Source organism: Pseudogracilibacillus sp. SE30717A (genome assembly GCF_037071985.1).
Lineage (GTDB): Bacteria > Bacillota > Bacilli > Bacillales > Amphibacillaceae > Pseudogracilibacillus.
The window spans coordinates 37,888-50,883 of the sequence record NZ_JAXHDF010000013.1 but is presented as its reverse complement, the minus strand read 5'-3'; the positions used below and the strand labels follow the sequence as shown (position 1 = coordinate 50,883).

General features: G+C 34.3%; 13 protein-coding genes and 1 riboswitch. All 13 genes read left to right on the top strand.

The features are described from left to right. The first annotated feature begins 81 nt into the window (after window positions 1-81). Window positions 82-975 carry a heme ABC transporter substrate-binding protein IsdE gene (gene isdE / locus SPD48_RS17805; protein ID WP_336259481.1) on the top strand — a complete coding sequence of 298 codons (894 nt, stop codon included), beginning with the start codon at window positions 82-84 and terminating at the stop codon, window positions 973-975. Window positions 976-988: 13 nt separating this feature from the next. Next, window positions 989-1,972 (top strand): FecCD family ABC transporter permease, encoded by a 984-nt coding sequence (locus tag SPD48_RS17800; RefSeq protein ID WP_336259480.1) that lies wholly within the window; start codon window positions 989-991, stop codon window positions 1,970-1,972. After that, window positions 1,962-2,732: an ABC transporter ATP-binding protein gene (locus tag SPD48_RS17795; protein ID WP_336259479.1), complete on the top strand. Its 771-nt coding sequence runs from the start codon at window positions 1,962-1,964 to the stop codon at window positions 2,730-2,732. The genes SPD48_RS17800 and SPD48_RS17795 overlap by 11 nt, the downstream gene beginning before the upstream one ends. A gap of 10 nt (window positions 2,733-2,742) precedes the next feature. Further along, entirely contained in the window at window positions 2,743-3,513 is a 771-nt protein-coding gene (gene srtB / locus SPD48_RS17790) for a class B sortase (RefSeq protein WP_336259478.1), read from the top strand. A gap of 141 nt (window positions 3,514-3,654) precedes the next feature. Continuing rightward, a riboswitch (SAM riboswitch) is annotated at window positions 3,655-3,757 on the top strand. A 172-nt stretch (window positions 3,758-3,929) separates the two neighbouring features. Further along, window positions 3,930-5,039 (top strand): 5-methyltetrahydropteroyltriglutamate--homocysteine S-methyltransferase, encoded by a 1,110-nt coding sequence (locus SPD48_RS17785; protein WP_336259477.1) that lies wholly within the window; start codon window positions 3,930-3,932, stop codon window positions 5,037-5,039. 196 nt (window positions 5,040-5,235) lie between these two features. Further along, window positions 5,236-5,670, top strand: a complete 435-nt coding sequence (locus SPD48_RS17780) for a helix-turn-helix domain-containing protein (protein ID WP_336259476.1) — start codon at window positions 5,236-5,238, stop codon at window positions 5,668-5,670. Then, window positions 5,667-6,395, top strand: coding sequence for an ABC transporter ATP-binding protein (locus tag SPD48_RS17775; protein WP_336259475.1), 729 nt, complete (start codon window positions 5,667-5,669; stop codon window positions 6,393-6,395). The genes SPD48_RS17780 and SPD48_RS17775 overlap by 4 nt, the downstream gene beginning before the upstream one ends. Continuing rightward, window positions 6,392-7,123: an ABC transporter permease gene (locus SPD48_RS17770; protein WP_336259474.1), complete on the top strand. Its 732-nt coding sequence runs from the start codon at window positions 6,392-6,394 to the stop codon at window positions 7,121-7,123. The genes SPD48_RS17775 and SPD48_RS17770 overlap by 4 nt, the downstream gene beginning before the upstream one ends. Before the next feature lie 515 nt (window positions 7,124-7,638). Then, a complete protein-coding gene (locus tag SPD48_RS17765; RefSeq protein WP_336259473.1) occupies window positions 7,639-8,292 on the top strand; it encodes a response regulator transcription factor in 654 nt (217 codons plus the stop codon). Next, window positions 8,289-9,683, top strand: coding sequence for a HAMP domain-containing sensor histidine kinase (locus SPD48_RS17760; protein WP_336259472.1), 1,395 nt, complete (start codon window positions 8,289-8,291; stop codon window positions 9,681-9,683). Before SPD48_RS17765 ends, SPD48_RS17760 begins: the two co-directional genes overlap by 4 nt. A gap of 78 nt (window positions 9,684-9,761) precedes the next feature. Beyond that, window positions 9,762-10,658: a hypothetical protein gene (locus tag SPD48_RS17755; protein WP_336259471.1), complete on the top strand. Its 897-nt coding sequence runs from the start codon at window positions 9,762-9,764 to the stop codon at window positions 10,656-10,658. 244 nt (window positions 10,659-10,902) lie between these two features. Further along, window positions 10,903-11,637, top strand: a complete 735-nt coding sequence (locus tag SPD48_RS17750) for a LytR/AlgR family response regulator transcription factor (protein ID WP_336259470.1) — start codon at window positions 10,903-10,905, stop codon at window positions 11,635-11,637. Next, window positions 11,637-12,953, top strand: coding sequence for a GHKL domain-containing protein (locus SPD48_RS17745; protein WP_336259469.1), 1,317 nt, complete (start codon window positions 11,637-11,639; stop codon window positions 12,951-12,953). The genes SPD48_RS17750 and SPD48_RS17745 overlap by 1 nt, the downstream gene beginning before the upstream one ends. Window positions 12,954-12,996: the final 43 nt, after the last annotated feature.

The window sequence follows — 12,996 nt, the reverse complement described above, 5'->3', positions numbered from 1 at the left end:
TTTGGTCACTTAATACCTCGAATTTTAATGTCAAGACGCCTATATAGACAATCTCTCATATGATGGAGGGTTCGAATTTTAATGAAAAAATATTTAGTGACTCTAATGATTACAGTAAGTGTAATAATAGCGGGATGTTCATCAAATGAAAATGTAAAAGAGTCTAAGAAAAATAATGACCACGATGGCAATCGAATCGTCGCTACGACTGTAGCGGTAACGGAAATATTAGATGTATTAGAAGTCGATTTGATCGGTATTCCAACAAGCTATAAAGAGTTGCCAGAAAGATATAATGGAGTAACGGAAGTGGGTAATCCAATGAGTCCAGATATGGAGTTAATTATGTCGCTTCAGCCAAAAGAAGTATTGTCTGTTACGACGTTGAAATATGATTTAGAAACTATTTTTGAAGATGCTGGAATTGAAACAACTTACGTTAACTTAGAAAGTATTGACGATATGCATGAAGAAATTTTACGATTGGGCGAGAAATATGATCGTTCTCAACAAGCGGAAGATATTGTACAGGAATTTAATGAAAAAATAGAACAAATAGAAGAAAAAACTGCAGATAAAAAGTCCCCGAAAGTTCTTATTTTAATGGGAGTTCCCGGCAGTTACTTAGTTGCAACGGATCGTTCCTATATTGGGGACTTAGTTGAAAAATGTGGTGGTATAAATGTCTATTCGGGCGAAGAGGTAGAATATCTTGCTTCTAATACTGAGTATTTACAACAATCCAAACCTGACATTATTTTACGAGCTGCACATGGGATGCCTGATGAAGTTGTGGAAATGTTTGATAAAGAATTTAAAGAAAACGATATTTGGAAACATTTTGATGCAGTCAAAAATAATCGTGTATATGATTTAGAAGAATTACTGTTTGGTACGACAGGTAATCTAGCAGCTTCTGAAGCGTTAGATGTATTATATGATTTACTATATGAAGATGCTCAACATGATAGTTAGAAGGATGTCGGTTATGAAAAAAACAATCATTAGTTTTATTGCAATCATCATTTTGTTTTTTGGAGTCGTTTATTTTTCTGTCTTTACTGGAAGTATCGATGTATCTATGTCTGAGCTTATACACGGATTAGTATCTGGCACGAATGCAGATGTGCAAGTCATTAAAGATTTACGATTCCCTCGCATCATTATCGCAACCTTTGCTGGAGCATCTTTATCTGTGGCAGGAGTATTGTTACAAGCTGTTTTACGAAATCCTCTTGCGGAGCCTGGAATTATTGGAGTTTCAGCAGGTGCAGGATTTATGGGAATGTTAATGGTAGCAATTTTTCCTACATTATTCTTCTTTACTCCTTTATTTGCTTTTATAGGCGGTGCGATTGCTTTTGCGCTTGTGTATTCTTTTTCATGGAAGTCTGGTTTAAACCCGTTACGGATGATTTTAGTTGGAGTAGCAGTAAATGCTATATTTACAAGTTTGAGTCAGACATTTAACTATCGGGGAAGTTATACATCGAGTCTTGTGACAGAAGTAACGACATCTACTTTGGCGATGAAAAAATGGAGTGAAGTAGAGATAATTGTTACGTATGGAACGCTCGGTTTATTAGTTGCATTTCTAGTTTTCAGTTGGTGTAACTATTTAGTGTTAGAAGATAAAACAGCTAAAAGCTTAGGGTTTAATGTTAATTTAGCTCGTTTTATTGTCTCTGCAATTGCTGTATTATTAACATCTATTGCTACCGCAACAGCGGGGATGTTCATTTTTGTTGGCTTAATTATTCCTCATATAGGGCGCTTATTAGTTGGCACAGATCATAAAAAGTTGATTCCTTTTTCAGCGATTCTAGGAGCGGTATTAATCTTATTATCTGATACATTAGGACGATTGATCATTGCACCTAATGAAATTCCAGCCTCTATAATTATGGCGTTAATCGGCGGACCATTTCTCATTTTCTTATTAAGAAAGAGTGATAGAATTTATGGAAATTAAAAACATTACCTATTCGTACCATGATAAAAAGAACGTATTAGAAAATGTTAATGCGGGTATCGAGTTAGGTAAAATAACGACGATTATTGGTCCGAATGGTTCTGGAAAATCAACATTACTCGGTATAATGGCAAAACATTATACGCCTCGTAAAGGAAATGTCATACTAGATGGCAAGGGATTATCAGCCTATAAATCAAAAGAATTGGCTAAAAAGATTGCGATTGTAAATCAACAAAATAGTGCTCCAAACGATTTGACGGTAGAAAAGCTCGTTAGTTATGGTAGATTACCGTATAAAACCATTTTTTCATCCGACAAGGATGCAGATAAGGAAGCGATTGAATGGGTTTTATCTGAAACAAATATCCAACATAAAAGACATGAAACAATTGATCAACTGTCGGGAGGAGAGAGACAGCGGGTATGGATTGCAATGTCATTAGCTCAGCAAACCCCATTTTTATTTTTAGATGAACCTACAACATATTTAGATATATACTATCAATATGAAGTATTAGATCTAATTAATCGCTTAAATAAGGAATACGAGATGACGATTGTGATGGTTTTACACGATATTAATCAAGCGATACGTTATAGTGATAAAATTATTGTGATGAAAAATGGAACAGTTTTTGTCCATGGTGATCCTGATACAATTATTACGGTAGATTTAATGAAGGAAGTTTACGGTATTGATATGATGATCAAAAATGAAAAAGACACGGGTCTTTATACAATCCCTATAGGTATTTAAAGGTGATCAAATGGAAAGAAAAAAGCCAAATAAAATAAAAAAATTATTTTCGAGAATTTTTACAATGATTTGTATCGTAGTTTTTAGTTATTCTCTGTATGAATTAAGTGGGATTGGCCTTGATTATTACTATAATCGACAAGTACTAGCTGAAGCCCAAGAAATATATAATAATGGTATTGAGCAGAAGAGTGCAAGCGATGATCAATCGGTTCGAAAACAATTTCTTGAATTACAAGAAATTAACGAAGATATTATCGGATGGATACAGATTAATGATACAAAGATAAATTATCCTATCTTACAAGCAGAAAATAATACCTATTATTTAGATCGTAATTATAAAAGAGAACAATCTAGAGCAGGAAGTATTTTTGCCGATTATCGAAATTATTTAACAGAAGAAAATAAAAATTTTATTTTATATGGCCATCGGATGAAAGATGAGACAATGTTTAATCAGTTAACAAAATACTTGGATGAAGACTTTTTTGACACTCATTCAACCATCCATTTTGATACGTTATATCATAGTTACGATGCTATTGTTTTTTCCGCTTATTATACAACGACGGATTTTGATTATATACAAACTGATTTTGATACAGAAGAAGAATTTCAATCGTTAGTAGATGAAATGAAAAATAGATCCGTCTATGCAACCGATGTTTCTGTTCAAGAAGATGATACGATATTGACGTTATCAACATGTGATTACACGCTTGACCCGGATGAAGGACGTTTCGTTGTTCATGCTAAGCTGGTAGATAGGGATAAATAGGTCGCAAAAAACAAATGAACAGTCATTTGACACTATATGTTAGGCACGCAATAATGAATAGGTAAAATCTTAAACTATTTTTTCCTTGACTTTTTTACTCAGTCAAGTTAAATTAGTAATCAATAATTAAATAGTTTTAATTTCTTATCCAGAGAGGTGGAGGGACTGGCCCTTTGAAGCCTCGGCAACAGACTTTTACAAGTACTGTGCCAATTCCAGAAGCGTAAATGCTTGAAGATGAGAAGAGTGAAGGACTATCGTGATATTAACCTCTTCTTATTCAAGAAGGGGTTTTTTGATGTTAAAAAACCCCGAAAAATTCAAGGCTACAGGAGGGGTGGAAAAGACGATTATCATCAATGTTTAAAAAAGAGCGAATTAATTCTAATAAACAATATGAGAGAGGATAATAATTAATGACAATTACATTAACGAAAGCACCATTTAAAGCAGATCATGTAGGGAGTTTATTAAGACCGGAAATCATTCATCAAGCGAGAAAAGATTTTCAAGCAGGAGATATATCACGAGAAGAGTTATACGACATTGAAACACAGGAAATAAAACGTATTGTTGATAAACAAATTGAAATTGGCTTGTCTGCTGTAACAGACGGAGAGTTTAGACGTAGATTTTGGCATACTGATTTCCTGGAGCATCTAAATGGGGTAGAAGGGTATGTGCCGGAAACAGGTTTTATATTTAATGGGGACGAGGAAACAGAGAGATATGATGTACGAAATGTCGGTAAAATCTCATTCAATCCAAACCATCCACATATAAAAGATTTTATTGTCTTCAATGAAATTGTAGATGGACGTGCTGTTGCCAAGCAGACAATCCCAAGTCCGAACCAGTTATTTAATAAGGGTATTCGCAACGAAGAAATTTATCCGGATATTGAAGAATATGCTGCAGACATTATACAGACGTATCGAGATGCGTTACAAGCATTTTATGATGCAGGTGTACGTTATCTGCAATTTGATGATGTTTATATTGCTGGTCTATCTTCACCAGACATTCCTTTTAATGACGGTAAATATTCAAGAGAGAAATTGATTGAATTAGCGTTAAAGGTAATTAACGGGGTGCTTGAAGGAAAGCCGGAAGATCTTTATGTAACGACTCATCTTTGTCGTGGGAATTATCGTTCGAATTGGGCATTTGAAGGTAGCTACGGATTGATTGCTCCAACACTATTTGCAAAAGAAAAAGTGGATGGGTTTTTCCTTGAGTATGATGACGATCGTTCCGGAGATTTTAAACCACTGGAATATATTCCAAACGGGGGACCACAAGTAGTGCTAGGTTTATTTACATCCAAATCTGGTCAATTAGAGGATAAGGAAAATATTAAAGCAAGAATTAAAGAAGCAACACAATATATTCCGAAAGAACAAATTTGTATCAGCCCACAATGCGGCTTCGCATCTACTCATCATGGAAATAAATTAACAGAAGAAGAACAGTGGGACAAGCTAAAGTTTATTACTGACATTGCAAAAGAGGAATTAGGCTATTAATATTTTTACAGCCTTGGAATAATTCAGCATTCTGAATTGACTAAGCATATTAACTTTACAGGCTATCGCTTTTTTCATGTGATAGCCTTTAGTTTGTGGGAAAGTCATAGGCAATAAATTATACCATCAATGTTATTCTTTGTTGATAGACCGGGTTTACAATATATAGCATACTAGTGAAGGAGGTGTGAAATGTATGATAAATATGAATTTAAAAAGGCTTAGGCAGCAACATTCATTTACACAGGAAAAATTAGCAGAAGATTTGGGAGTTTCTCGCCAGGTCGTTGCAAAATGGGAAAAAGGAGAGTCTACACCAGATATACATTTCTGTATCAAATTAGCAGAATTATACGATGTTACGATTGATAGTTTAGTACACTACGATGAGCAGGAATCTGGTATATCCATTCCATCAAAGGGAAAGCATTTTTTTGGTACAACGAAAGTTGGAGAGCGAGGACAAATTGTCATTCCGAAAGAGGCTAGAGATTTATTTCATATTAAAGCTGGCGATACACTTATTATAGTGGGAGATGAGGATCGAGGACTTGCAATTGTCCCAAAAAGTTACATGCAGGGCTTTTTTCCACCCAGTGTCCTCCTAAATAAAGAGGGGGATGAGGAATGATCGCAATCGAGGTAAAAAATGTAACCAAAACATATGGTGATAAAAAAGCTCTTAATGATGTTTCACTAATAGTTAAAAAAGGGGAAGTGTTTTCATTACTTGGAGTAAATGGGGCTGGAAAATCAACACTTATTAAAATACTGTCAGGTTTAGAGAAGTTAACAAGTGGTCAAGCCTTTATTTTCGGTTATGATGTGATGAAACAAACAGATCGAGTGAAACATTATATTGCTGTCTCTCCACAAGAAACAGCAATTGCACCGAATTTAACTGTAGAAGAAAATTTAGAGCTAATGGCAGGAGTGCATAATTTTTCAAAAAAGGAACGTGCACAAAAAGTTAGAGAAATAATAGATACATTTTCGCTTACGCCGCTTCAAAAGCAGCGAAGTAAAACGTTATCAGGTGGATGGAAGCGTCGTTTAAGTATTGCAATGGCACTGATCAGTGAACCGGATATTTTATTCTTAGATGAGCCAACTCTAGGGCTAGATATATTAGCAAGACGTGAACTTTGGAATGTAGTGAAAGGATTAAAAGGAAATATTACTATTATTTTAACGACACATTACTTGGAGGAAGCGGAAAGTTTATCAGATCGTGTTTGTATTTTAAAACAAGGTGAACTAAAAGCGCTTGGGACAGCTGAAGAATTAATCGCTCAAACATCTACATTATCATTTGAAGAAGCTTTTGCTTCTTTAGTCGAAGAGGTGAACCTATGAAAATGATGATGTTTAGCACTCGCACATTGAAAGAAATTATACGAGATCCAATCTCGTTGTTCTTTGGTCTAGCTTTCCCGATAATTATCTTACTCTTAATGACACTCATTAATCAAAATGTCCCGAATGACTTATTCAATATTAATAGTCTAACGCCTGGTATTGCGGTCTTTGGTTTGTCCTTTATGACCTTGTTTTCAGCTCAAATGATAGCAAAAGATCGATTTAGTGACTTCTTAACAAGATTATATACAACTCCGATGACAGCGTATGATTTTATACTCGGCTATACACTACCTTTAATTCCGATGGCGTTGGTACAGGTAATCATTTGTTATGCTGTGTCAATTATGTTAGGGATGACGTTCACATTACATATTTTATTTGCAATTATTACTATATTACCAGTGGCAATTTTATTCAATGGAATAGGACTTCTATGTGGCAGTATTTTTAATGAAAAAGCAGTAGCAGGTATTTGCGGAGCTTTGCTAACCAATTTAACGGCTTGGTTCTCAGGTACATGGTTTAGTTTAGAATTAGTAGGGGGCTGGTTCGAAAAAATTGCGAATGTTCTACCATTTGTACATGCTGTTGATATGGGTAGAGCAGTGATTGATGGAGACTATGCAAACATATTTCCACATATTTGGTGGGTAGTAGGTTATGGCTTAGGTATAAGTCTATTAGCAGTTTACACCTTTCAAAAGAACATGAAAAATAGTTAAGCTTTAAATTTAATAAGATCTAAAGAAAATGGGGATTAAAATCTGGATGAATTGTAGTGAGCAAACTTTATCTAGTTCTTTTCCATTCTAACAGGTCTATATTTATTTAAGATAAGGATCGACACTAATAAACAATAAGTGTCAACTCCTTTTATTTTTTCTATTAATCATTATATTAACGTATTTTATTGGATTTATAATTTATTTATACCTATTTATGATGAATGAGCGGAAGATGAGTTAATGGAAATATTATTATATTTGTAATTGTCGAAAGGCTACATGTGAAGAAATATCCTAATATATCAGATAATGAGAGAGATGTGAATTACAATAAGTATCTATTTAAAAAATAGTAATACTTTTTAATAAGATAAAAAGGTTTATTGTATTTTACAACTCTATAATAAATTGATAGTACTATTAGTATGTATTCAGTAGAAGTGGATTTTTAATATAACTCCCGTTATTACAGAGATCAAGAAGTTCTTAGAATTTAGAGGTGGTGAAAATGTTTGGCAGTCATTTTAATTGTTGAGGATGAGATAGCAATCAATGAACTAATTAAGAAAAATTTACAGCTTGTGGGACATCAATGTACTTCTGTTTTTAATGGAGAGACCGCCCTTTCTGAACTAAAATCCCATATATATGACCTGATTATTTTAGATATTATGTTACCTGAGCAAGACGGTTTTGAAGTATTTGAAAAAGTACAAACAACACCAACAATCTTCTTAACAGCTCGTAATAGTTTGTCAGATCGAGTTAAAGGATTATCTATGGGTGCGGACGATTATTTGACAAAGCCCTTTGAAATGTTAGAATTGTTGGCTCGCGTGGAGGCAGTATTACGCCGGACACAAAAGAACAACCAATGTTTTGAACTAGGTGACGTAAGAATTGATTTTGATAGCCATCAAGTATTTATTATGGAACAGCTTATTGAATGTACTCCAAAAGAATTTAAATTATTAGAAGTTTTGGTTAACAATCGAAATATTGCATTATCTAGGGAAAGACTTTTGGAACTTGTTTGGGGATATGACTATATAGGCGATTCTCGTACGATTGATGTTCATATCCAAAAACTTCGAAAAAAATTAGGGTGGGAAAAATTGATAAAAACGGTGTACAAGATTGGTTACCGCTTGGAGGTAAATCAATGAAATATCGAACTTTTTTAACAACATTTTTGCTTTTCCTATTTTTTTTCAATCTTGGGATACTTATTATAACTTATGTCATGTTCAAAGATACGCTTAGACAAGCGGAAGAACGGAGTTTAGCAGAACATTATATGATTACGTCCGCGATTGTAAAGGATTTCTATGCGATTGAAAGCCGCGGAAGTGATATTGAGGAGTCCGTAGATTCTCTCTTCCAGCCTTATCGTTATTTTTCGAGCAATACAGAGTCTAGCCTAGTCCTATACAAGGAAGAACAGCAAGTTTATTCTACTAGCAAAGAAACGTTATTGAGCAAGTCATTGAAACCCCCAAAGGACGGGAATCGACTAGTCTCCTTTCAAGAAACAGACAATCGTACTTATGTTATAGTTTCTGGTAAACTACCATCTCCATACGATTTTTATACATTGGTGTATTTATTTGATACGACAGACACAATTACCTCATGGGCAAAAATGAAGAATACGTTATTTTTAGTGGGACTAACCCTAGTCACTTTACTAGCCTTCGGACTTCTTTTATTACTTAATCGCATTTTCAAGCCATTGTCACAAATAACACAAACTTCACGTGAAATTGCAGCAGGAGCATATGAAACAAGACTTTCTGTGTCTGGAAATGATGAACTTGCCAAAATGTCACAAAGCTTCAACTATATGGCGGAGGAAATCCATCGTCAGATGAAGGAATTGATTACCGCCGCAGAAAAAAAACAGCAGTTTATAGATAACTTTGCCCATGAACTCCATACTCCATTAACAGCTATTTATGGGTATGCCGAATATTTGCAAAAGGCAGCTTTGACGGATGATGATAGGTTGTCTGCAATCAGTTATATTATGTCAGAAAGTAAGCGGGTGCAAACGTTGAGTAACCAGTTGCTAGATCTCGCAAATCTTAAAAACGATCAAATTGTTTGGGAAGAACAAAATGTAAACGAGCTATTTCAATCGGTAAAACAGACTTTGCATAGTAAGATAAGAAAAAAGAAAATTAAAACAGACTTTTATAGTGAAATTGATGGGATTAAGGGAGATGCCAGTTTGTTGAAAAGTCTCTTTGTTAACCTTATGGATAATGCAATCAAGGCGTGTGAAATGGATGGACATGTCATGATACGGGCTGTTTTAGAGGATGGAAAGAAAATAGTTTGTATCCAAGATAATGGTAAGGGAATGTCCCCTGAAATAACAGAGTATATTACTGAGCCTTTTTATCGTGTAGAAAAATCAAGAAGTCGCAAAGACGGAGGGACCGGATTAGGACTATCAATCTGCAAACAAATCGTTTTGCGTCACAATGCGGACCTAGAATTTATTAGTCATCCCGGCAAAGGAATGATAGCTAAAGTTATTTTTACAACTTCATAATAAATCTATAATAATTCGATTACAGAACTATTTTATACTATTTATGTGATCACAAAAAATGATAAAGAAGGGGATTGAATGATAAAAACTAAATTTGGAAGAAAAGGTTTTAAAAAAATGATCATTACGACAACAGTATTAATTGGCGCAAGCACGTTACTTTCTTTAGGGATTTCACAAGTAATTACAGCTGCAGAACTTAAGAATACAAATATAGTCCCTACTAATTATGCAAATTATACATTAGATTCAAACCAAACTGAAGGAGTAAGTTTACCAAAAGGGTATAAACATGCAAACTATTCAGTAGGAGATATCGATCTAGAATATTATCGAAATCAAACACCAACGAGTAAAGACATGAGTAAAGAAGAGGCAGCAGAAATTGGAGCACAGGTTCTCTGGGATATATTTGACGTGAATTTGGAGAAACAGGTTATCGAAATGGGGTATGAACGGGCATCCGATAGCCTTCCTCGTTCGACATGGTATGGCGAAGCAATTATAAATGGGAAGCTCAGTTATTATTTCTCTGTGGACTCTGTCACGGGAGAGGTATTCAGTATAGGACGTGGGGATAGAACGCTTGACGAGGATGTTTCAGTAGAGTTTGATGCAGAACTTGATAAAAACCCTCAAGAATTCGTTACAGTTGTGAAGGAACTAGCGGAGAAATATAATGTTGTTCATGGATCAGTCAAATTGGTTGACTACAATGGACAAGGTTATTCGAATAATGATCCGACTATTTCCTTTGACATCACAGGAGAAAATGGGGAAATTGCGTTAATGACGCTCTCTCGATATGATAAGGAACTGCTTGGAATTAGCTATAGTGCATCATATAAGCCCTTTCTTGAATATTCTGAACAAGAGAATAGAAAACTTCAGGAAAGAATAAAAGATTTAGAAAAATCTGCTCCTCAAACCGATGAAAATGAGGAGTCCATTCTGAAGGTCATTGATTTGGATTAAGATAGAAAATATGTTTATCACTTATCTTCCTGCATACTGTTATCAATCAGTATGCAGGCATTTTTGTATATAATGATAGTTAATAGTGAGCAGAAAATGTCGTCGCTTTTTAGGAGCTATAATATCTTTCGTTTTCCTATCGAAGAAATTTATCTAGAGAGTGGTTCGTTATATAGGATTTTACTCAACGAATAAATCATATATGGTATCCTAATAGTAGATGAAATAAAGCGAGTGAGAGACGATGAGTATTTTTATCTTAGAAGATGACGTGATGCAAGCGCAACAGATAGAGCGGCTCGTGAAGGAAATTTGTGAGAAACACGAGATAGCATATGATTTTATTGAAGTAACGAGCAGAAGTGAAAATATCATTGAAAAAATCCCGTTGACCACTTATGTACCGATTTATTTTTTAGATATTGAAATTAAAAGTGAAGAACGGAAAGGGTTAGAAGTTTCTAAACAAATCAGGGAGTATGATCCTGAAGGCATTATTGTCTTTGTAACAACCCATTCTGAGTTTGCACCAATCTCCTATCAATATATGGTTTCGGCTTTGACGTTTATTGATAAGGGACTCCCCTACAAAGACAGATATGACCTATTTAAGCAGTGCTTACTCCATTATGAAAATCGAAATAATAATCATGTTGCTACAGATGATTTCATTGTAAAAAATTCACGTACAACGATACGCGTTCCATTTAGTGAAGTAGAATATATGATGACAGATGAACCCCACCGTTTAGTATTAGTAACGACAAATCGATTAATTCATTTTTATGGAACATTAAAGGAAGTAGAATTATTAGATGAACGATTATTCCGCTGTCATCAATCGTATGTCGTTAATAGAATACAATTGTATTCTTACGATACAGCACAAAAAATGATCGTTTTAAAAAGTGGTAAACGGATACCAGTTTCTCGTCGATTAATACGAAAAGTAAGACAGATCATAAAGGGTGAACTGTAATGTATATTTATGATCTGGTTGCACTTACACTAATTGGTATTAGCCATGTTTTATTATATATCCATTTAATCAGGTACAATCGTCTGTCCTATAAAATGGTATTTGCATTAAGTATTATTTTTTTTATCTTGCTAGGTATTGTTGTAACGGTAACCGGTTATCCAGAGTTTAATACCATTTTATTGCTCCTTTTTCTATTGACTCTAGGTTTGATGAAGGAAGAGCTTTCCTTCATGCAAAATGTCTATTTTGCTTTAGTCAGTATGGTTCTAATTACATTAATAAGATTAGTTTTAGTGGAACTAGGCATGAATTTGTTTATGCTGTCTCCTTTTAACTTATATTTATGGACAGGTAGTGTTATTCACCTTATTGTATCAACTATCTTATTCGTTAGTATTCTATTATGGCGCGCGCCGATTCAGAAATTTGCTCAATTTATTGTTGAAAGCCCTTTATATTACATAAGCTATGTGTTCCTTATTCTCGGACTCATTATAGCACTTATTTTGACGATGCCTTCTTCGGTTCTTTTGTCCAATTTAAATCAACAATACGGACAATTAAGTTACATCTCTGCTTATATTATATTTTTTATCTTATTGTTAATTGTATTAATTGGCTCTCATTTGGCAAAAGAAAGAATTCTTGAAGAACAACAAAAGCGTTTAGATAAAGAGTTACTTGACTATGTTGGAAAATTAGAATTGATGCATGATGAATTGGCTAGCTTTCGTCATGACTATATTAATGTATTACTCACTTTAAATGAAGGGGTCCGCACGAAGAACATCGAGCAAATTGCACGAGTGTATGAGGATGTCATTGCACCAACGTCAAAATTAATGGACAATCATGAATTGGGAATCGTTAAGTTATCACGAATCTCAGTACCCGAAGTTAAAAGTATGTTACATGTAAAAGTGACGATTGCCGAACAGCAACAAGTGAAAGTAATGGTTGATATACCAGATGTGATTGAAGAAATTGCAATGCCAATGATTTCTTTTATTCGAATAATTTCTATATTAATCGATAATGCAATGGAGGAAGCAGTACTTAGTAAAGAAAAAGTGATGCAACTAGCTTTCTTTGAAATGGAAAACTTACAGTATTTCGTTGTTCGTAACAGTTGTCAACAAACAGAAATTGATTTACAAAAATTGTATGAGAAAAAGTATACTAGAAAAGAAAATAATGAAGGGTATGGATTATTCTCTTTAAAGCGAATGATTGATAAAACAAAAAATGCTACTCTGGAGACTACGTTTATCGCTCCCTACTTTACCCAAACATTGATTCTTAAAAAGGAATAGAAACCGACCATTCTTGATGTAAAATGAACCAAAAATGAACATA

Coding starts and splice junctions, on each gene's coding strand:
- isdE (WP_336259481.1), top strand. CDS start 82: ATGAAAAAATATTTAGTGACTCTAATGATTACAGTAAGTGTAATAATA.
- SPD48_RS17745 (WP_336259469.1), top strand. CDS start 11,637: ATGTATATTTATGATCTGGTTGCACTTACACTAATTGGTATTAGCCAT.
- SPD48_RS17770 (WP_336259474.1), top strand. CDS start 6,392: ATGAAAATGATGATGTTTAGCACTCGCACATTGAAAGAAATTATACGA.
- srtB (WP_336259478.1), top strand. CDS start 2,743: ATGGAAAGAAAAAAGCCAAATAAAATAAAAAAATTATTTTCGAGAATT.
- SPD48_RS17755 (WP_336259471.1), top strand. CDS start 9,762: ATGATAAAAACTAAATTTGGAAGAAAAGGTTTTAAAAAAATGATCATT.
- SPD48_RS17750 (WP_336259470.1), top strand. CDS start 10,903: ATGAGTATTTTTATCTTAGAAGATGACGTGATGCAAGCGCAACAGATA.
- SPD48_RS17760 (WP_336259472.1), top strand. CDS start 8,289: ATGAAATATCGAACTTTTTTAACAACATTTTTGCTTTTCCTATTTTTT.
- SPD48_RS17800 (WP_336259480.1), top strand. CDS start 989: ATGAAAAAAACAATCATTAGTTTTATTGCAATCATCATTTTGTTTTTT.
- SPD48_RS17775 (WP_336259475.1), top strand. CDS start 5,667: ATGATCGCAATCGAGGTAAAAAATGTAACCAAAACATATGGTGATAAA.
- SPD48_RS17785 (WP_336259477.1), top strand. CDS start 3,930: ATGACAATTACATTAACGAAAGCACCATTTAAAGCAGATCATGTAGGG.
- SPD48_RS17780 (WP_336259476.1), top strand. CDS start 5,236: ATGATAAATATGAATTTAAAAAGGCTTAGGCAGCAACATTCATTTACA.
- SPD48_RS17795 (WP_336259479.1), top strand. CDS start 1,962: ATGGAAATTAAAAACATTACCTATTCGTACCATGATAAAAAGAACGTA.